The organism is Microbacterium gilvum, assembly GCF_039543865.1.
GTDB classification, from domain to species: domain Bacteria; phylum Actinomycetota; class Actinomycetes; order Actinomycetales; family Microbacteriaceae; genus Microbacterium; species Microbacterium gilvum.
The window spans coordinates 348,484-366,176 of the sequence record NZ_BAABKO010000001.1 but is presented as its reverse complement, the minus strand read 5'-3'; the positions used below and the strand labels follow the sequence as shown (position 1 = coordinate 366,176).

Annotated in this window: 16 protein-coding genes; 10 read left to right on the top strand and 6 right to left on the bottom strand. The window is 72.9% G+C overall.

Annotated elements, in window-relative coordinates; translation table 11 throughout:
- Positions 1-65: 65 nt before the first annotated feature.
- Complete coding sequence (gene rplS, locus ABD998_RS01890; protein WP_345435362.1) at positions 66-416, bottom strand: 50S ribosomal protein L19; 351 nt, start codon at positions 414-416, stop codon at positions 66-68.
- 234 nt (positions 417-650) lie between these two features.
- Here rplS and map point away from each other — a divergent pair, with 234 nt between their 5' ends.
- The 8 genes from map (at position 651) to ABD998_RS01850 (ending at position 8,480) form a co-directional block, all read left to right on the top strand.
- Positions 651-1,427: a type I methionyl aminopeptidase gene (map, locus tag ABD998_RS01885; protein WP_345435359.1), complete on the top strand. Its 777-nt coding sequence runs from the start codon at positions 651-653 to the stop codon at positions 1,425-1,427.
- Positions 1,428-1,566: 139 nt separating this feature from the next.
- Positions 1,567-4,146, top strand: a complete 2,580-nt coding sequence (gene nirB, locus ABD998_RS01880; RefSeq protein WP_425562926.1) for a nitrite reductase large subunit NirB — start codon at positions 1,567-1,569, stop codon at positions 4,144-4,146.
- Positions 4,143-4,556: a nitrite reductase small subunit NirD gene (gene nirD / locus ABD998_RS01875; protein ID WP_345435356.1), complete on the top strand. Its 414-nt coding sequence runs from the start codon at positions 4,143-4,145 to the stop codon at positions 4,554-4,556. Before nirB ends, nirD begins: the two co-directional genes overlap by 4 nt.
- A 5-nt stretch (positions 4,557-4,561) precedes the next feature.
- Positions 4,562-5,788, top strand: coding sequence for a uroporphyrinogen-III C-methyltransferase (gene cobA, locus ABD998_RS01870; RefSeq protein WP_345436891.1), 1,227 nt, complete (start codon positions 4,562-4,564; stop codon positions 5,786-5,788).
- The gene (locus ABD998_RS01865) at positions 5,785-6,915 is read left to right on the top strand and encodes a uroporphyrinogen-III synthase (protein ID WP_345435354.1); all 1,131 of its coding nucleotides are present in this window, start codon (positions 5,785-5,787) and stop codon (positions 6,913-6,915) included. The genes cobA and ABD998_RS01865 overlap by 4 nt, the downstream gene beginning before the upstream one ends.
- Positions 6,912-7,616, top strand: a complete 705-nt coding sequence (locus ABD998_RS01860) for a sirohydrochlorin chelatase (protein WP_345435352.1) — start codon at positions 6,912-6,914, stop codon at positions 7,614-7,616. The genes ABD998_RS01865 and ABD998_RS01860 overlap by 4 nt, the downstream gene beginning before the upstream one ends.
- Positions 7,613-8,215, top strand: a complete 603-nt coding sequence (gene mobA, locus ABD998_RS01855) for a molybdenum cofactor guanylyltransferase (RefSeq protein WP_345435350.1) — start codon at positions 7,613-7,615, stop codon at positions 8,213-8,215. Before ABD998_RS01860 ends, mobA begins: the two co-directional genes overlap by 4 nt.
- Positions 8,205-8,480 (top strand): DUF6457 domain-containing protein, encoded by a 276-nt coding sequence (locus tag ABD998_RS01850; RefSeq protein WP_345435348.1) that lies wholly within the window; start codon positions 8,205-8,207, stop codon positions 8,478-8,480. The genes mobA and ABD998_RS01850 overlap by 11 nt, the downstream gene beginning before the upstream one ends.
- Here ABD998_RS01850 and trmD read toward each other — a convergent pair.
- Positions 8,477-9,163: a tRNA (guanosine(37)-N1)-methyltransferase TrmD gene (gene trmD, locus ABD998_RS01845; RefSeq protein ID WP_345435346.1), complete on the bottom strand. Its 687-nt coding sequence runs from the start codon at positions 9,161-9,163 to the stop codon at positions 8,477-8,479. The genes ABD998_RS01850 and trmD overlap by 4 nt on opposite strands.
- Before the next feature lie 174 nt (positions 9,164-9,337).
- Here trmD and ABD998_RS01840 point away from each other — a divergent pair, with 174 nt between their 5' ends.
- Positions 9,338-10,774 carry a nitrate/nitrite transporter gene (locus ABD998_RS01840; RefSeq protein ID WP_345435344.1) on the top strand — a complete coding sequence of 479 codons (1,437 nt, stop codon included), beginning with the start codon at positions 9,338-9,340 and terminating at the stop codon, positions 10,772-10,774.
- Between the two features lie 114 nt (positions 10,775-10,888).
- On the opposite strand, the gene ABD998_RS01835 is transcribed toward ABD998_RS01840, so the two are convergent.
- The 4 genes from ABD998_RS01835 to rpsP form a co-directional block, all read right to left on the bottom strand.
- On the bottom strand, positions 10,889-14,929 hold the full coding sequence (locus ABD998_RS01835) for a bifunctional nitrate reductase/sulfite reductase flavoprotein subunit alpha (RefSeq protein WP_345435342.1): 4,041 nt from the start codon (positions 14,927-14,929) through the stop codon (positions 10,889-10,891).
- 99 nt (positions 14,930-15,028) lie between these two features.
- Positions 15,029-15,616, bottom strand: a complete 588-nt coding sequence (gene rimM, locus ABD998_RS01830; RefSeq protein ID WP_345435340.1) for a ribosome maturation factor RimM — start codon at positions 15,614-15,616, stop codon at positions 15,029-15,031.
- Positions 15,616-15,846 carry an RNA-binding protein gene (locus tag ABD998_RS01825; protein ID WP_345435338.1) on the bottom strand — a complete coding sequence of 77 codons (231 nt, stop codon included), beginning with the start codon at positions 15,844-15,846 and terminating at the stop codon, positions 15,616-15,618. The genes rimM and ABD998_RS01825 overlap by 1 nt, the downstream gene beginning before the upstream one ends.
- Before the next feature lie 5 nt (positions 15,847-15,851).
- Positions 15,852-16,274, bottom strand: coding sequence for a 30S ribosomal protein S16 (rpsP, locus tag ABD998_RS01820; protein WP_345435336.1), 423 nt, complete (start codon positions 16,272-16,274; stop codon positions 15,852-15,854).
- A 191-nt stretch (positions 16,275-16,465) separates the two neighbouring features.
- Here rpsP and ABD998_RS01815 point away from each other — a divergent pair, with 191 nt between their 5' ends.
- The gene (locus ABD998_RS01815; protein WP_345435334.1) at positions 16,466-17,605 is read left to right on the top strand and encodes a glutamate--cysteine ligase; all 1,140 of its coding nucleotides are present in this window, start codon (positions 16,466-16,468) and stop codon (positions 17,603-17,605) included.
- The last annotated feature ends 88 nt before the right edge of the window (positions 17,606-17,693 follow it).

The following is a 17,693-nucleotide window of genomic DNA, read 5'->3' as shown; positions in this document are numbered from 1 at the left end:
TTCTCATACGGACGCAGACACCCCGTGCCGATCGGCACGGGGTGTCTGCGGGGTCGCGCGGAGACTCAGGCCTTCTCGCGCTTCTCCTTGATCTTCGCCTTCTTGCCGCGCAGCTCGCGCAGGTAGTACAGCTTCGCGCGGCGGACGTCGCCGCGCGTGACGACCTCGATGTGGTCGATCACGGGCGAGTGCACGGGGAACGTGCGCTCGACGCCCACCTGGAAGCTGATCTTGCGGACCGTGAAGGTCTCGCGGACACCCGCGCCCTGGCGGCGGATGACGACGCCCTGGAACACCTGGATACGGGAGCGGCTGCCCTCGATGATGTTCACGTGGACCTTGACGGTGTCGCCGGGGCCGAACGCGGGGACGTCCGAGCGCAGCGATGCCGCGTCGACGGCGTCGAGAATGTTCATGACGGATCTCTTCCTGCGACCGCCGCAGGCCGACCGCCTCTGAAAATAGGGGTATCGCCCGTGCGGTGAGGTCCGGATGCGGACCTTCGGCTCCCCTGCGGCAGAGCGCGAAACGGGCGGCGCCGACGGGCGCGCCCACCACGGCACAGCTGACCATTCTGCCACGGCCGACCGCGTTCGACGAACCGGCGCCCGCCGTCGGGGAGAATAGGAGGTCGAGCGAGAGGACACTCCATGATCGAACTGCGCACACCGGCCGAGATCGACCAGATGCGCGCGGCGGGCGCCTTCGTCGCCGAGACGCTCCATTCACTGCGCCACGACACGCGCGTCGGCACGAACCTGCTGGCGATCGACCGCCGGGCGCACGAGCTCATCCGCCGCGCCGGGGCCGAGTCCTGCTACATCGACTACCACCCGTCGTTCGGCGCCAGCCCGTTCGGCAAGGTCATCTGCACGTCGATCAACGACGCCGTGCTGCACGGCCTGCCCTTCGACTACGACCTGCGCGACGGCGACCTCGTCACGCTCGACTTCGCCGTCTCCGTCGACGGCTGGGTCGCCGACTCCGCCGTCTCGTTCGTCGTGGGCACGCCGCGCGATGAGGACCTCGCCCTCATCGACACCACCGAGCGCGCCCTCGATGCGGCCATCCGGGCGGCCGTCGTGGGCAATCGCATCGGCGACATCTCGGCCGCGATCGGCGACGTGGCGCGTGCCGACGGCCTCGGCATCAACACGGACTTCGGCGGCCACGGGGTGGGGCGCATCATGCACGGCGACCCGCACGTGCCGAACGACGGCCGCGCCGGACGCGGCTTCCCGCTGAAGCCGGGCCTCGTCATCGCCATCGAGCCGTGGTTCCTACAGTCGACCGACGAGCTCGTGACGGACCCCGACGGATGGACGCTCCGCAGCGTCGACGGCTCGCGCGGGGCGCACAGCGAGCACACGGTCGCCATCACCGCCGACGGCCCGGTCGTCCTCACCGATCGGTCCCACCTGTCCTGACGCCGTCCCTCACATCGCGGACCGCGCGATGTGAGGGAGATGTTCGCTCGGGGTAACGGAACCCCGAGACGCCCGGTAACACCGCGCTCCTACGTTCGTGACACGACATCCGCCGTGATCGCCGAACCGAGGAGCACCCGTGACCGATGCACAGAACACCGCGCAGCGTCTCGTCGTCGTGGGAGCGGGGATGGTCGCCCACCGCTTCGTCGAGAGCCTGCTCACACGGACAGGGGACCCGTGGCGCGTCACGGTCGTCGGCGAGGAGAACCGGCTCCCCTACGACCGGGTGGGACTCACCTCGTTCTTCTCCGGTGTCACGCCCGACGAGCTGACCCTCGACCGCTCCGTCCTCGCCGACGAGCGCGTCGAGTTCGTCGCGGCCGATCCCGTCATCCGCATCGACCGGGGCGCGCGCACCGTCACGACGCGCAGCCGCCGGACGCTCCCGTACGACACGCTCGTGCTCGCGACCGGCTCCTACGCGGCGAAGGTGGCCGTCGACGGCGCGGGGCTCCCCGGCTGCTTCGTCTACCGCACGATCGACGACGTCGAGCGCATGCGCGCGTTCGTCGCCGCACGGTCGGCTCAGCTCGGCCGTCCGCTCGTCGGCAAGGTGATCGGCGGCGGCCTCCTCGGACTCGAGGCGGCCGGCGCCCTGCAGGGCCTGGACGTGTCGTGCACCGTGGTGCAGTCGTCCGACCGGCTCATGTCCGCGCAGCTCGACCTCGCGGGCGGCAACGCCCTCCGGCGGCTCATCGAGTCGAAGGGGATCGAGGTGCTGACGGAGTCTCGGACGACGCGCCTGGACCCCGACCGCACCGGCCATGTCGCGGGCCTCGAGTTCCAGGACGGCTCCTACGTGGCCGCCGACGTCGTCGTGTTCACGGTCGGAGTGCGCCCACGCGACGAGCTCGCCCGCGAGGCCGGGATCTCGTCTCACCCGCGCGGCGGGGTCGTCATCGACGACCGCTGCCGCACGTCCGATCCCGCCGTCCTTGCGATCGGCGAGGTCGCGAGCTTCGACGGCCAGTGCATCGGTCTCGTCGCCCCCGGCTACGCCATGGCCGAGGTGGCGGCGACGCGCCTCCTCGGGGGCGACGCGACGTTCCCCGGGTTCGACGACTCCACCAAGCTCAAGCTGTCCGGCGTCGACGTCGCGAGCTTCGGAGACGCCTTCGCCCGCACGCCTGGCGCCCTCGACGTGAGCTACGCCGACCCCGTCGCAGGGGTCTACAAGAAGCTCGTCATGTCGGACGACGCCAAGACGCTCCTCGGCGGCATCCTCGTCGGCGACGCCTCCGCGTACGGCTCGCTCCGTCCGCTCCTCGGCCGGGAGCTCGGCGCGGATCCCGTGGCCTTCCTCCTTCCGGAGGGCGGCGTCGAGGCTCCGGGCGGGGCGCTTCCCGACGAGGCGATCATCTGCTCGTGCTCGAGCATCACCGCCGGCCGCATCCGCTCGGCCGTGCACGATGACGGCTGCACGGACGCCGGCGAGGTGAAGGCGTGCACGAAGGCGGGCGCGACCTGCGGGTCCTGCCTCACCACGGTGAAGAAGATCGTCGGCCAGGAGCTCGCCAAGATGGGCCAGACGGTGTCGAACGCGCTGTGCGAGCACTTCGACCTGTCGCGGCGCCAGCTGTTCGACGCCGTGCGCGTCTCGGGGCTGACCACCTTCAGCGCCGTCATCGGCCGCTTCGGCCGGGGACGCGGCTGCGACATCTGCAAGCCCGCTCTCGCCAGCATCCTCTCGGTCCTCGTGGGCGCCCACGTGCTCGACGGCGAGAACGCGACGCTGCAGGACACCAACGACCACGTCATGGCCAACATGCAGAAGGACGGCACGTACTCCGTCGTGCCGCGCATGGCCGGGGGCGAGGTCACCCCCGAGGGGCTCATCGCCGTGGGCGAGATCGCCCGCGACTACGGCCTCTACACGAAGATCACGGGCGGCCAGCGGATCGACATGTTCGGGGCGCGGCTCGAGCAGCTGCCGGATATCTGGGGCCGCCTCATCGACGCCGGCTTCGAATCCGGTCACGCGTACGGCAAGTCCCTGCGCACCGTGAAGTCGTGCGTCGGGTCGACCTGGTGCCGGTACGGCGTGCTCGACTCGGTCGGGATGGCCGTCGCGCTCGAGCTGCGCTACCGGGGGCTGCGCGCCCCGCACAAGCTGAAGCTCGGCGTCTCCGGCTGCGCACGGGAGTGCGCGGAGGCGCGAGGCAAGGACGTCGGCGTCATCGCGACCGAGTCGGGCTGGAACATGTACGTCGGAGGCAACGGCGGATTCACCCCGCGTCACGCCGAGCTCCTCGCGGAGGGCCTCGACGACGACGAGCTCATCACCGCCATCGACCGGTTCTTCATGTACTACATCCGCACGGCGGATCGCCTGCAGCGCACGGCGCCCTGGTTCGCGGAGCTGGAGGGCGGCATCGAGGGACTGCGCGAGGTGATCTTCGACGACGCCCTCGGCATCTGCGCCGATCTCGACGCGGCGATGGCGGCCCACGTGGAGAACTACGAGGACGAGTGGGCGGCCACGCTCGCCGACCCCGAGAAGCTGCGCCGCTTCCAGTCGTTCGTGAACGCCCCCACCACCCCCGATCCGTCTCTCGCCTTCGTGCCGGAGCGCGGGCAGATCCGCCCCGCGAGCAGGGAGGAGCGCGAGAGCGGCTCCGTCCTCATCGCCGGCACGACGCTGGAGGTCCGTCGATGACTCTCGCAGAAGCCGCACCGGCCGCCGCGGCGCGCACGTGGGTGCGCGTCTGCGCCGTCGCCGATCTGGAGGTGGAGCGCGGGCGCGCCGCCCTCCTCGGCAGCACGCAGATCGCGCTCTTCCTGCTGCCGACGGGCACCGTCCACGCCGTGTCGAACTACGACCCGTACGGCGACGCGAACGTCATCTCACGCGGTATCGTCGGCACCAGGCGATTCGTCGAGACCGGACAGGACCCCGAGCAGGGTCAGGACGCCCCCACCGTCGCGTCGCCCCTGTACAAGCAGGTGTTCGATCTCCGCACGGGCGCCTGCCTCGACACGCAGGGCAAGGACCCGAAGAGCCTGCGCGTCTGGCCCGTGGCCGTCAGCGACGGCGACGTCTTCATCCGATGGGAGGGCGAGCTGTGACGACGATGCTCGGCGTCTCCCTCGAGGGTCGCGACGTGCTGCTCGTCGGCGGCGGTGCCGTGACCGCTCGGCGCCTGCGCCGTCTCCTCGACGACGGCGCCCGCCCCCGCGTGGTCGCGCCCGAGGTCTCCGACGAGGTCGGCGCACTCATCGCCGCCCACGGCGTCGCCTGGCTCCCCCGGACCTTCCGGCTTGCAGACGTCGAGGGCGCCTGGCTCGTGCACACCGCGACGGGCGACCCCCGCGTCGACCTCGAGGTCGCAGCGGCGTGCGAGCGCTCGCGCACCCTCTGCGTGAACGCCTCGGATGGCGCCCACGGCACGGCGAGGCTCACGGCGGACACGCGGTTCGGCGACGTCGTCGTCGGCGTCGTGTCGGATGCCGGGGTCGACCCGCGTCGGACGGCGCGCGTGCGCGATGCCATCGGGCTCCAGCTCGCCTCCGGGCGCCTCCCGCTCCGCCGCGGACGCGAGACGGCAGGAGGACGGGTGGACCTCGTCGGCGGCGGGCCCGGCCCCGTCGACCTCATGACCGTGCGCGCCAGGCGCCTGCTCGCCGAGGCCGACGTCGTCATCGCCGACCGCCTGGGCCCCGCGCGAGCGCTCCTCCCCGAGCTCGACCCCGACGTCCTCGTCGTCGACGTCGGCAAGGCCCCTGGACACCACCCCGTGCCGCAGGAGGAGATCAACCGCCTGCTCGTCGAGCACGCGCTCGCCGGGCGGCGCGTCGTGCGCCTCAAGGGCGGAGACCCGTTCGTCCTCGGCCGGGGCGGGGAGGAGGTCGCGGCGTGCCTCGCCGCCGGCGTCCCGGTCGAGGTCGTCCCCGGTCCCTCCAGCGCCATCTCGGTGCCGCAGGCCGCCGGCATCCCCGTCACCCACCGGGGGGTCGCCGCGGCGCTCCACATCGTGAACGGCCAGGGGCCCGTCACCGAGGCCACCCTCGCCGCACTCGCCGACGACGGCTCCACGACGGTGTTCCTCATGGGCGTGGCGGCGCTCGAGCGCATCATGAGCGCCGCGCTCGCGCACGGCGTGCCGTCCGACCGTCCCGTCGCCATCGTCGAGAGCGGCCACACGCCGCAGCAGCGGACCACGCGCACGACGCTCGGGCGAGCGGTCGCCGACGCCCGCGCGGCCGGCGTCTCGAACCCCGCCGTCATCGTCGTGGGCGACGTCGCCCGCGCGGGACTCCTCCTCCCCGACCCCGAGCTGGCAGGTGACACGACCACGTGACCGCACGACCTCCCCTCTCCGCCGCACTCGACGGCTGCACCATCGTCATCGCCGTCGACCGGCGGGCGGGCGAGCTCGCCGCCGCACTCGAGCGCCACGGCGCGCAGGTGCGCAAGGCGCCGGCTGTCACGATCGAGTCCCATATCGACGACCTCGCGCTCATCGCGCGCACGCGCGAGCTCATCGCCGACCCGCCCGACATCGTCGTCGCGACGACCGGAGTCGGCTTCCGCGGCTGGATGGAAGCGGCGTTCGAGGCCGACCTCTCCGACGAGCTGACGGCAGCCCTCGCGGGCGCGCAGCTCGTCGCGAGAGGACCCAAGGCGCGCGGGGCCATCCAGCAGGCGGGGTTCGTCGCCGACTGGGTGGCCGAGTCGGAGACCTCGGCCGAGCTCGGCGAGTACCTCGTCACCCAGGGGGTCGCCGGCAAGCGCATCGCCGTGCAGCACCACGGTTCGGGGGCCGACGGCCTGGACGAGCTGTTCGGAGGCCACGGCGCCGACGTCGTGAGCCTCACGGTGTACCGATGGGGCCCGCCGCCCGACCCGCAGGTCGTCGAGCGCTCCGTGCTCCAGGCGGGAGACGGCGAGATCGACGCCGTGCTCTTCACCTCCGCGCCGGGCGCCGCCGAATGGGTCGCCGCCGCGGCACGCGCCGACGCACTCGACGACATCCGGTCCCGCGCGGCCGCGGGGCGTCTCCTCCTCGCCGCGGTCGGTCCGATCACGGCCGGCCCGCTCACCGAGGCGGGTCTGCCCGCGCTCATCGCCGAGCGCGGGCGCCTCGGCTCCCTCGTGCGGTCGGTCGTGGCGTACTTCGGGGCGGGCGGAGCGCCGCACGCCGACACCTCTGCGGGCCGCTTCGAGCTGCGATCGGGCGGCGCCGTCATCGACGGCCGCTTCGTGCCGCTCTCGCGCACCGGCATCGAGGTGCTCGACATGCTGTTCCGCGCGCGCGGCGGCGTCGTCTCCCGCGCGCAGCTGCAGGATGCGCTCCCACGCTCCAGCCAGAGCTCGCACGCCGTCGAGATGGCCGTCGCGCGTCTGCGCGAGGCGCTCGGGGTGCCCGATGCCATCAAGACGGTCGTCAAGCGCGGCTACCGTCTCGATGTGGAGGACCCGGAATGACGACGCTCGTGGCCTGCTCGCACGGCACCCGCTTCGACGAGGGACGTGCCGTCGTGCGCGACCTCGTCGACGCCATCCGCGCCCAGCTGCCCGGCGTGCGCGTCGAGCAGGCGTTCGTCGACGTCGAGGAGCCGACCGTCGCGGATGTCGTCGCCTCCGTCGCCGAGGACGGTCCGGCGGTCGTCGTGCCCCTGCTGCTGTCGACGGGCTTCCACACCGATGTCGACGTCGCGGACGCCGTCGCACCGTATCCGCATGTCGTCCGCACCCGCGCGCTCGGCCCGCACGATCTGCTCGCGCTCGTGCTCGAATCGCGGCTCGACGAGGCGCCGGCCGTCGACGCGGGGCGCCGCCCCGGCGACCACGTCGTCCTCGCCGCGGCGGGGTCCACCAACCCTGCCGCCGTCGCCGACGTCGAGGGCGTGGCCGACCGGCTCCGCCGCCTTCTCCCCTGCCCCGTCACGGTCGCCTACGCGGCGGGTGCCGAGCCGCGCATCCCCGCCGCCGTCGCGCAGGCGCGCGCCGACGGCGCGCACCGGGTGATCGCGGCGAGCTACGTGCTCGCTCCGGGGTACTTCGCGAATCTCGTCGCCGGCGCGGGCGCCGATGTCGTCTCGCGCCCGCTCGGCGCCGACCCGCGGGTGGCGGCGGTCGCCGTGGCGCGCTACCGCGACGCCCTCGCTCAGCCGCCGGCGTCGTGACGGCCGCGATCGTCCTCGCGGGAGGGCGGGCGACACGCGTCGGCGGGGCCGACAAGGCCCTCTTCGAGGTCGGGGGCCGCGCGCTCCTCGCACACGCGCTCGCCGCCGCGGCGTGGTGCCGGCCGCTCGTCGTGGTGGGGCCAGAACGCGGGGGTGCAGACGCCGCCGCGACGTGGGTGCGCGAGCATCCTCCGCACGGGGGTCCCGTGGCGGCGCTGGCCGCCGGGCTCGCGGCGGTCCCGGACGACAGCGTCCTCGTGCTCGCCGCCGACCTGCCGCGGGCCGAGGAGGCCGTCGCCGCCCTCCGCGGGATCGCCGCCCTCCATCCCCCGGTCGACGGCGTGTGCCTCGCGGACGACGCGGGCAGGCCCCAGTGGCTCCTCGGCCTCTACGACGCGGCGGCGCTCCGCCGTCGCGTCGCGTCGCTCCCGGACGACGGAGCGGGCGCCCGGTTCCGCGATGTCGTCGACGGCCTCGACATCGCGGTCGTCCGGCCCCGTGAGGCGGGGCTGGTGGACGACGTCGACACCTGGGAGGATCTCGAGCGGGCCCGCGGCGCCGCGGACCGACCGGCGGAGGAGGACGACGATGGCCGATGACACCCCGCGGACGCTTCCGCCCGAGGCGCTCGAAGCCTGGACGGAGGCCGTGTGCGCGGAGCTCTCCCTCCCCAGGGAGGACGTCTCCGTCGCACTCATCCTGGATCTCGCGCGCGACGTGGCGCACGGCGTCGCCCGGCCGGCCGCACCTCTCAGCGCCTTCCTCGCGGGGCTCGCGGCCGGCCGGCGCGGGGGGTCGTTCGAGGAGGTCGAGGCGGCCGTCGACCGCGTGTCGCGCCTCGCGCGGTCCTGGCCGGGCTCCTAGAGCCCCTCTGGCAGGAGGTCGGGGCGCACGCGGCGCGTCCGCTCGATGCTCTGCTCGCGACGCCACGCGTCGACCGCTCCGTGATTGCCGCTCAGCAGCACGGGCGGCACCTCGAGGCCGCGCCACACGGCCGGCTTCGTGTAGATGGGGTACTCGAGCATCCCTAGCTCGTGCGACTCCTCGACGAGGCTCTCCGGGTTGCCGACGACGCCGGGGATGAGCCGCGTCACGGCCTCGACGACGGCCATCGCCGCGACCTCGCCGCCGTTCAGGACGTAGTCCCCCAGGCTGACGAGGCGCACTCGCCCGCGTGCGGCGTAGTGGTCGACGACGCGCTGGTCGATCCCCTCGTACCGCCCGCACGCGAAGACGAGCTGGCTCTCCTCGGCGAGCTCCCTGGCCATCCGCTGCGTGAAGCGCTCGCCGGCGGGCGACGGGACGAGGAGGACGGCGTCGTCGCCGAGCACGGTGTCGAGGGTCTCGCCCCAGGGCTCGGGCTTCATGACCATCCCCGCGCCGCCGCCGTACGGCGTGTCGTCGACCGTGCGGTGCCGGTCGTGCGCCGCGTCGCGCAGATCGTGCACGCGGATGTCGACGAGGCCGCGCTCGCGCGCCTTCCCGATGAGCGAGACGTCGAGCACATCGAAGAACGCCGGGAAGATCGTGACGATGTCGATGCGCATCCTCCCAGTCTACGAGCGGACGACGTGTTTCGCGGATGTGACGGCGGCGTCATCCGGGCGTCCGCACCCGGGTGAGCGGACGGTGATCGAGACGTCATCGCGCGGGAGAGGGAGGGGAAACATCCGCTCCGTAGCCTCGGAGGCGAACCCCGCCCCACTCTCATCGGAGCAGCCATGGCCACGCCCACGAGCACCACCCCCGAGAGCACCACCCAGGACATCACCACCCCCGAGAGCAGCGCCGCCCCCGCCGCCGCCACGACCGTCCTCACCCACCGGCCCGGCCGGTGGGTCGACGGCTGGAACGCGGAGGACACCCGCTTCTGGGAGTCCACGGGTCGCGCCATCGCGCGCCGCAACCTCGGATGGTCGATCTTCGCCGAGTTCCTCGGCTTCATCGTCTGGCAGCTGTGGAGCATCGTCGTCGTCATGCTGCCGGCCGCGGGCTTCACCCTCTCGAGCGGCGAGCAGTTCTGGCTGATCTCGCTTCCGAGCCTCGTGGGAGCCACGCTGCGCTTCCCGTACACCTTCGCCGTGGCGCGCTTCGGCGGCCGCAACTGGACCATCGTCTCGGCGGCGCTCCTCCTCGTCCCCACCGTCCTCCTCGGCTTCGTCGTGCAGAACCCCGAGACGCCCTTCGCAGCGCTCCTCCTCGTCGCGGCGCTCGGCGGCTTCGGCGGCGGGAACTTCGCGAGCTCCATGGCCAACATCACCTACTTCTTCCCGCAGCGCGAGAAGGGCTGGGCCCTCGGCCTGAACGCCGCCGGCGGCAACATCGGCACCTCGATCGCGCAGCTGCTCGTCCCCGTCGTCGTGACGCTGGGCGCCGTCGGGACGCTCAACATCCAGCTCGCGGGGTGGATGTGGGTGCCGCTCATCCTCGTCGCCATCTGGGGCGCATGGCGCTACATGGACAACCTGTCGACGGCGAAGGCGGACTTCGCGGGAGCGGCGGCGGCGCTCCGGGAGCCGCACCTCTGGCTCATGGCGCTGCTCTACATCGGCACGTTCGGCTCCTTCATCGGCTTCGCGAGCGTGTTCCCGAAGCTCATCGCGGATCAGTTCCCGGCGTTCTCGACCTTCCAGATCGGCGCGACCTCGCTCACGCTCGCGTTCCTCGGCGCGCTCGTCGGATCGGTCGCGCGTCCGTACGGCGGCAGGCTCGCCGACCGGCTGGGCGGCGCGCGGATGACCATCGCCGCGTTCTCGCTCATGATCGTCGCGACGCTCGCACTCATCCTCACGCTCCCGCTCGGCAGCTTCTGGGTGTTCCTCGGGTGCTTCCTGCTGCTGTTCCTCGCGACGGGCGTCGGCAACGGCGCGACCTACCGGATGATCCCCAGCATCTTCGCCGCCCGCGGCGCCGCGACGGCGGGCGAGGCGCACTCGATCGGCACGCAGCGCAAGGCCGCCGCCGCGCTCGGGCTCATCTCGGCCATCGGCGCATACGGCGGGTTCCTCATCCCGCAGGTCCTGAACGCGTCGCAGGCCGCCACCGGCGGCTACACGGCGGCGTTCTGGGGCTTCATCGCGCTGTACGCGGCCCTCCTCACCGTGACGGCGCTCGTCTACGCCGTGCCGCGCGCGTCGCTCGCCCGCCACCGCATCTGACGGAGCGCGGCAAGCCCGGTCATGCGCAGAGCCTCGGTCCTCGGACCGGGGCTCTGCGCATGACCGCACGCGGGTCGGCGGCGGATGGCCCCGCCGCTCTGCGCCGCCCGAGCGTCAGTAGACGTCGCGTGCGTAGCGGCGGTCGGCCGTGAGCTGCTTCTTGAACTCCTGCGCGGCATCGTCCGACAGGCCGCCGTGCACGCGCGCGATCTCGAGCAGTGCCGCATCGACGTCCTTCGCCATCCGCTCGGCATCGCCGCACACGAAGACGCTCGCGCCGTCCTGGATCCAGCGCCACAGCTCGGCGCCGTGCTCGCGCATCCGGTCCTGCACGTACACCTTCTGCCGCTGATCGCGCGAGAACGCCGTGTCGAGGCGCGTGAGGAACCCGTCGTCGTGCATGCCGACCAGCTCGTCGCGGTAGTAGAAGTCCGTCGCCTCGTGCTGCTCCCCGAAGAAGAGCCAGTTGCGGCCGGTGTGGCCGTCAGCGCGGCGATCGTGCAGGAAGCCGCGGAACGGCGCGACGCCCGTCCCGGGCCCGATCATGATCATCCCGGCCGTCGGGTCGGCCGGGGGCCGGAAGTGGGCGGAACGCTGCAGGTACACCGGCACGGGCTGCTCGTGCGCGCGGTCGGCGAGGAACGTCGAGCACACGCCGCCCCGCGCACGGTCGTCGTCGGTGCGGAATCGCACGACCGACACCGTCAGCTCCACGAGTCCGCTGCCCTCCTTCGGGCTCGAGGAGATCGAGTACTGCCGCGGCGCGAGCCGGCCGAGCACCCCTGTCCACTCCCCGGGGTCGGCGGTCACGGGGAACTCGCGCAGCAGGTCGGCGGCGTGCATGCCCCACAGGTGCTGCTCCAGTCGCGCCCTGCCGTCGCGACGCAGCAGCGCCGCGAGCGCCTGGTCGCGGTTGCGCTCGGCGATGAAGGCCAGCAGGTCGGGCCCGATGCGCGTGATGTCGAACCGCGTCCGCAGCACGTGCTCGAAGAGCTGGTCCTGGCCGTCGACGTGCACGACGGCGGCGGGGTCGAGCCCCGCCGCGTCGAGCCAGTCGGCGACGACGTCGGGGGCGTTGACGCACACGACCCCGAGCGCGTCGCCGGCCTCGTACGAGACGCCGGCGTCGCCCAGGTCGAAGCCGATCCGGCGGACCTCCTTCTGCGAGCCGGAGCCGCTCAGCAGCGCGTTGACGGCGAGCGCGACGGGCAGCGGGTTGCGGCGTGTGAACGGCGCGGCGGGCGCCGGGACGGGCGCGGCTGCCGCGGTCGCGACGTCGACCGGTCCCGCCGGCGCCTCCGAGATCGCCCCTCCCGTGATCGTGTCGAGCGCGCGCTGCAGCCACTGCGCGGCGGGCACCTCGTCGAACGGCTCGCAGTCGACGCGGTCGACGAGGGCGACGGCGCCGAGCTCGCGCAGCCGACGGTCGATCCCGCGCCCGTGCGCGCAGAAGTCGTCGTAGCTGGAGTCGCCCATCGCGAGCACCGCGTACGGGAGGCCGTCCAGCGCCGGCGCGGCGTCGGAGCGCAGCTCATCCCAGAACGCCGAGCCGTTGTCGGGCGGTCCTCCCGTCCCGAACGTCGACGTGACGACGAGCAGCGTCTCGACGTGCGCGAGGTCGGCGACGCGGGCCTCCGCCATCCCGACCAGGCGCGCGCGCAGCCCGCGTTCCGCTGCGGCGGCGACGCACGCGTGCGCGAAGTCCTCGGCGTTGCCGGTCTGCGAGGCCCACAGCACCGTGATCTCGGGGCCGGCCGGCGCGGCGAGGGCCGCGACGCGCGAGTACGTCCCGGCGAGGAGGCCGTCGAACCACGCGCGCACCTCGTCGCGCAGGGCGGCCGTGGACGGCAGGATCGGCACGATGCCGCTCGGCGGCGGCGTCGCGGCGAGTCCTGACAGGAACCCGGCGAGGTACAGCTGCTCGGAAGGCGTCGGCTCGGGAGGCGTCACCGCGAACGCCGGGAGCCCCGCGGGCTCGGCGGCCGGGGTCGCCGCGGCCGGGCCGATGCGGCGCACCGACACGGCGGCGATCTTGAACTCCGGCTGGCGCGAGGCCTCGTCCACGGCATCGCTCGTGACGGCGTTGACCGTGAGATGCGCGCCGTGCTCGTCGTTCCAGTGGAACGGCGCGAAGAGCCCGCCCGGCCGCACGCGGTCGGTGACGACGGCGGGCGAGCGGAACACACCGCGCCGCGAGGCCACCTCGACCTCGTCGCCCTCCGCGATCCCCCGCTCCTCCGCATCGCGCGGGTGGATCTCGAGGAACGGCCCGGGGGTGAGCCTGCCGAGCTTCGCGACGCGGCCCGTCTTCGTCATGGTGTGCCACTGGTGCTGCAGGCGCCCCGTGTTGAGCACGAGCGGGTACTCGTCGTCCGGCATCTCCGACGGGTCGATGTGCGGACGGGGCAGGAACTGCGCGCGCCGCGACGGCGTCGCGAACGCGAGGCGGGGCCGGGTGCCGTCCGGCTCGACGTGCAGGTGCTGGCTGACCCCGTCGTTGAGGTAGCGCAGCGGATGGCGGTCGTCGCCGTCCGACGGCGGGGCGGGCCACTGCACGGGGCCGCGGCGGAGGCGCGCGTAGTCGACGCCGCGGACATCCCATCCCGTCTGCGGGTTCCAGAACCGGCGGATCTCGTCGAACACCTCCTCGGCTGACGCGAACGAGAAGCCCTCGTCGTAGCCCATCGCCTGCGCGACGTCGCAGATGGTCTGCCAGTCGGGGCGCGCGTCGCCCGGCGCGTCCGCGATGCCGGGGACGAGCGTGAGAGTGCGGTCGGAGTTCACCGTGACGCCCTCCGACTCCACCCACAGGGTCGCCGGGAGCAGGATGTCGGCATAGGCGGCCGTGGCCGTCTGCGTGTAGACGTCCTGGACGATGACGAGCTCGGCCGCCTGCAGCGCGCGGATGACCGTGTCGCGGTTCGCGACGGACGCGACCGGGTTGGTGCAGATGATCCACGCCGCCCTGATGCGCCCGTCCGCCATGTCCCGGTACATGTCGATCGTTCCCGTGCCGGACTCCGCGCGGATCGCACCGCGCTCGATGCCCCACACGTCCTCGACGAGGGCCCTGTCCTCGGCGCTGAAGACGGCGCGCTGGCCGGGGAGCCCGGGGCCCATGTACCCCATCTCGCGACCCCCCATGGCGTTCGGCTGGCCGGTCAGCGAGAAGGGGCCGCTCCCGGTCCGGCAGATCGCGCCGGTCGCGAGGTGGAGGTTGCAGATCGCGTTCGTGTTCCACGTCCCGTGCGTGGACTGGTTGAGTCCCATCGTCCACAGCGTCATCCACTCGCCGGCGTCGGCGATCCAGCGCGCCGCCGTGCGGATGTCGTCCTCGGCGAGCCCCGTGATCCGCGCGACGACGGCGGGCGGGTAGTCGGCGAGCAGGGGCGCCATGGACTCCCAGCCCTCCGTGTGCGCGGCGATGAAGTCGTCGTCGACCGCGCCGTCCGCGACGAGGAGGTGGAGCAGGCCATTGAGGAGCGCGAGGTCGGTGCCCGGCGCGATCTGCAGGAAGAGGTCCGCGCGGTCGGCCGTCGCCGTGCGGCGCGGGTCGACGACGATGAGGCGGGCACCCGCCTTCAGCCTGTCGGCCATCCGGAGGAACAGGATCGGATGGCAGTCGGCCGTGTTCGAGCCGATGACGAGGAAGAGGTCGGCGGCGTCGATGTCCTCGTACGAGCCGGGTGGGCCGTCGGCCCCCAGGGACTGCTTGTAGCCCGTGCCCGCCGACGCCATGCACAGCCGCGAGTTCGACTCGATGTGGATGCCGCGGATCCATCCCTTCACGAGCTTGTTCGCGAGGTACTGCGCCTCCATCGTCATCTGCCCCGACACGTACAGCGCGACGGCGTCGGGGCCGTGCTCGTCGACGATCGCGCGCAGCCGCCGGCCGGCGTCCGCGACGGCGACGTCGCGCGGCACGGCAACCCGCTCGGCCTCGCGGGACGCGCGCACGTGCGCCGTCGTCATCCGCCCGGGAGCCGCCATGAGCTCGGCGTGCGTGGCGCCCTTCGTGCAGAGCCGGCCGTGGTTCGTCGGATGGCCGCGGTCGCCGGAGACCCGGTCGACGCGCGCACCGGCCTCGCCGACGGCCGTCTCGACGACGATCCCGCAGCCGACGCCGCAGTAGGAGCACACGGATCGAGTCGGCATGATCCGATGATCGCGGGGCGACGTTCCGCGCCCTTTCCCACCGGGTTTCGCGACCGTGACGATCACCTCACGCGCGGCGGCGGGCGGAAGTGAGAGCGGTCAGCCCTCTGCGGGCACCCCGGCGGGCTCGTCTGCCGCGTCGTCGAGGTCCTCGAACAGGCCCTGCGGCGGGGTGACGACGACACGTCCTCCCGCGACATCGACCTCGGGCACGATGGCGGACACGAACGGCACCATGATCTCGCGGTCGCCGGCCGCGACGATGAGGAGGTCCTGCGCGGGAAGGTGCTCGACGCGGGCCACACGGCCCACGGAGACGCCGTCGCGGACGACGTCGAGGCCGACGAGGCGATGGTCGTACCACGCGTCGGGCTCGTCGTCCGCCGCCTCGTCCTCGTCGATCCAGAGGATGGCGCGCACGAGGCTCTCGGCCTGCGTGCGGTCGTCGACTCCCTCGAAGAAGGCGACGGGTGCCGCGTTCATCCAGCGGAACTCGCGCACCGTCAGTGTCTTCCCGTGCCAGGGCGACTCCTCCGGAACCTGGAGGGTGAACGAGGCACCTGGCGCGAAGCGGCGGTCGGGGTCGTCGGTGTACAGCTCGAGCTTGAGGGCGCCCTTGAGCCCGTGCGCCTTGAGGAGGCGCCCGACCCGGAGCTGGCTCCCGGCGGCGCCGACGTCGGCGGGCATCAGTCGTCCGCCACGTCGACGCGCACGCGGCGGCCGTCGGCGAGTGCGGTCACGACCGTGCGCAGCGCCTTCGCGGTGCGGCCGCCGCGCCCGATCACGCGTCCGCGGTCGTCGGAGTGGACGTGCACTTCCAGCACATCCCCCCGCGACGACGAGGAGGCGACGATCCGCACGTCGTCCGGGTGATCGACGATCCCCTTGACGACGTGCTCGAGCGCGGCGGACAACACGGCGATTACTCCGCGGACTCGGCGTCGGCGGCGGCCTCGTCGGCGGCGGGAGCCTCGGCGGGCTCCTCCGCCTTCTTCTCGGCCTTGGGGCGGACGACCGACTTCTTGGTGGTGTCGGCCTCGTAGCCCGCCTTGTCGTCAGCGGTCTTCAGGGTGCTCTGAGCGTCCTTGTCGCCCTTGAAGCGGCCCCAGTCGCCCGTGATCTTGAGGATGGCGAGCACCTGCTCGGTGGGCTGGGCGCCGACCGACAGCCAGTGCTGGGCGCGCTCCGAGTCGACCTCGATGAACGAGGGCTCCTCGGTGGGGTGGTACTTGCCGATCTCCTCGATCACGCGACCGTCGCGCTTGGTGCGCGAGTCGGCGACGACGATGCGGTAGTAGGGCGCACGGATCTTTCCGAGGCGCTTGAGACGGATCTTGACAGCCACGATTCTCCTGATGTGGTGAAGGCGAGTGAACCAGTCGCCCGGCGCGTGGGGTGCACTCCGGCGGAAGCTCTGAGGGTGGATCGACCGCTGGATAGAGGGTCGAGCAGGTGATCCGACCCTCCATTCTGCCAGATGACGCCGCGCGGCGCGAACCGCGTCGACCCGCGAGTCGCCTGTGCCAGGCTGTGCCCATGACCCTCGCGTTCGCCCCCTCCGCCCGCTCCTCCGTGGGCGTGGAGTGGGAGCTCATGCTGGCGGACCGTGCGAGCGGCCAGCTCGTCGGCGCCGGCCCCGAGATCGTCGCGGCGCTCGCCGACGAGACGGCCGGGGAGCGGTTCACCGTGACGGGCGAGCTGCTGACGAACACCGTGGAGGTGACGAGCGGGGTCGGCGGGAGCGTGGCCGAGGCGATGCGCGACATCGCGGACGCGGTCGACCTCGTCCGTGGGCACGCCGATCCGCTCGGCGTCGACCTGCTGTCCGCGGGCAGCCATCCGTTCGCGCAGTGGTTCGACCAGCGGGTGACCGACAAGACCCGCTACCACACCCTCATCGAGCGCACCCAGTGGTGGGGGCGCAACATGATGATCTGGGGCGTGCATGTGCACGTCGGCGTCGAGGACGTCGCGAAGGTGATGCCCATCCTCGGCGCGCTCACGGCCTATCTGCCGCACTTCCAGGCGCTGTCGGCGTCGAGCCCGTTCTGGGCAGGCGAGCGCACCGGCTACGCGTCGAACCGCGCGCTCGTGTTCCAGCAGCTGCCCACGGCCGGCCTCCCCTGGCCGCTCGGCACCTGGTCCGAGTTCGAACGCTACGTGGACGAGATGGCGCGCGCCGACGTGCTCGCCGACGAGACCGAGGTGCGCTGGGACATCCGACCGGCGCCCCGCTGGGGCACGATCGAGATCCGCGTGTGCGACGGCATGTCGACGGCAGCGGAGCTCGCGGCGATCGCCGCGCTCGCGCAGACGCTCGTGGAGTCCTTCTCGCGCGCCCTCGACGCCGGCCGTCCGCTTCCGACGCTCCCGCCCTGGTACGCACGGGAGAACAAGTGGCGCGCGGCACGGTACGGGCTCGACGCCCGGATCATCGTCGACGCCGACGGGCGCCAGCGCCCCGTGGCCGAGCATCTCGCCGAGGAGCTGGAGCGCCTCTCCCCCGTCGCGGCCGACCTCGGCTGCGCCGGCGAGCTCGCGGGCGTGGGAGCCATCCTGCGCGGAGGAGCGGGGTATGCGCGCCAGCTCGCGGTCGCCGACGCCGCAGACGGCGACCTGCGCGCCGTCGTGGCGCACCTCGTCGACGAGTTCGCCCTGGGTCGCGCCTCCGCCTGAGCACGTGGTCGGGTCGGGATGCAGCTTTAGGGTAGCCTAAGCTCAATACCCCGCCCGTGAGGCTCCGCGCCTCAGGAAGAAAGGCCCT

Coding starts and splice junctions, on each gene's coding strand:
- rplS (WP_345435362.1), bottom strand. CDS start 416: ATGAACATTCTCGACGCCGTCGACGCGGCATCGCTGCGCTCGGACGTC.
- map (WP_345435359.1), top strand. CDS start 651: ATGATCGAACTGCGCACACCGGCCGAGATCGACCAGATGCGCGCGGCG.
- nirD (WP_345435356.1), top strand. CDS start 4,143: ATGACTCTCGCAGAAGCCGCACCGGCCGCCGCGGCGCGCACGTGGGTG.
- cobA (WP_345436891.1), top strand. CDS start 4,562: ATGCTCGGCGTCTCCCTCGAGGGTCGCGACGTGCTGCTCGTCGGCGGC.
- ABD998_RS01860 (WP_345435352.1), top strand. CDS start 6,912: ATGACGACGCTCGTGGCCTGCTCGCACGGCACCCGCTTCGACGAGGGA.
- ABD998_RS01850 (WP_345435348.1), top strand. CDS start 8,205: ATGGCCGATGACACCCCGCGGACGCTTCCGCCCGAGGCGCTCGAAGCC.
- trmD (WP_345435346.1), bottom strand. CDS start 9,163: ATGCGCATCGACATCGTCACGATCTTCCCGGCGTTCTTCGATGTGCTC.
- ABD998_RS01840 (WP_345435344.1), top strand. CDS start 9,338: ATGGCCACGCCCACGAGCACCACCCCCGAGAGCACCACCCAGGACATC.
- ABD998_RS01835 (WP_345435342.1), bottom strand. CDS start 14,929: ATGCCGACTCGATCCGTGTGCTCCTACTGCGGCGTCGGCTGCGGGATC.
- rimM (WP_345435340.1), bottom strand. CDS start 15,616: ATGCCCGCCGACGTCGGCGCCGCCGGGAGCCAGCTCCGGGTCGGGCGC.
- ABD998_RS01815 (WP_345435334.1), top strand. CDS start 16,466: ATGACCCTCGCGTTCGCCCCCTCCGCCCGCTCCTCCGTGGGCGTGGAG.